This window comes from Kitasatospora sp. NPDC091257, assembly GCF_044757675.1.
Classification (GTDB): domain Bacteria; phylum Actinomycetota; class Actinomycetes; order Streptomycetales; family Streptomycetaceae; genus Kitasatospora; species Kitasatospora lactacystinica.
Genome location: NZ_JBIVVI010001799.1, coordinates 1 through 1,184, shown reverse-complemented (window position 1 = coordinate 1,184; position 1,184 = coordinate 1). Strand labels below are relative to the sequence as shown.

At 75.0% G+C, this 1,184-nt stretch carries 1 protein-coding gene; it reads right to left on the bottom strand.

The window, feature by feature from the left end; all coding sequences use genetic code 11:
* Positions 1–1,025 (bottom strand): serine/threonine-protein kinase (locus ACIQOV_RS42110; RefSeq protein WP_401056521.1); only part of this gene is annotated, 1,025 nt, incomplete at its 3' end.
* Positions 1,026–1,184 lie beyond the last annotated feature (159 nt).

The following is a 1,184-nucleotide window of genomic DNA, read 5'->3' as shown; positions in this document are numbered from 1 at the left end:
CCCGGGGTCGGCGGCAGCACCTGGGTGCGGTCCTCGGTGCCCGGGGCCACGGCGCCCGGCATCGTCGCCATCGGCGACATCGGCGACATCGTGGTGGGGACCGCGGTCGGCTGCGGGTCCGGCAGCAGCAGGGCACCGACCGCCAGTGCCTCGTCCACCGCCGGCGGGGAGGCGTGCACCCCGACGCCGGCCGCGACCACCCGCAGCGCGTGGGCCAGCGAGGTGGCGCCGGGCCGCTGGGCCGGGTCCTTGCGCAGGCAGCGCTCGATCACCGTCCAGAGCGGCTCGGGCATGGTGCTGGGCCGCTGCGGCTCGTGGGCCAGGTGGGCCTGGAGCACGGCGAGCGCGCTGTCCCCCTGGAACGGCTGCCGGCCGGTGACCAGCTCGTACAGCATGATCCCGGCGCCGTACACGTCCACCGCGGAGGTCTGCGGGCGGCCCTCGGCGGACTCCGGCGCGACGTAGGCGGGGGTGCCGACGAACTCGTGGGTGCGGGTGATGCCCGGGGAGTCGGCGAGCCGGGCGATGCCGAAGTCGGTCAGCAACGGGTGCATCCGCTCGGCGCCGTCCACCACGGTGGAGGCGAGCAGCACGTTGGCCGGCTTGAGGTCGCGGTGAACGATCCCGTCCGCGTGGCTGGCCGCCAGCGCGTCCGCGACCTGGGCCATCAGCAGGGCGCCGGCGATCGGGCTGAACGGGCCGTTGGCGCGCAGGTAGCGGGCCAGGTCGGGGCCCTCCACCAGGTCCATCACCAGGGCCAGCAGCTCGCCCTCGACGACCAGGTCCCGGACCCGGACGATGTTGGGGTGGGTCAGCCGCAGCAGCAGCGAGCGCTCGCGCAGGAAACGCATCACCACGTCGGGGTCGGCGGCCAGCTCCTCGCGCAGCACCTTGATCGCCACCCGCTGCCCGGGCGCGCAGCCCGGCACCTGGGCGTCCTCGCGCACCACGCCGCGCCAGACGGTCCCGGTCGCACCCCGTCCGAGGGTCTCCTCCAGCAGATATTTGCTGCCGACTGGCCGCACCTGTCGCACTCCTCGCCGTGCCGCCCGCGCGGGGCGCTCCTCCGCCGGTGCGGTGAGCCTGCCGGGCCCGTGTCTGCGGCCACTCTAACGGTGCCGGTTCGGGTTTTCGGGGTGGCCGGTAGGCCATCCGTACGGTCTGGGGAAGGGTTGGGGGACATC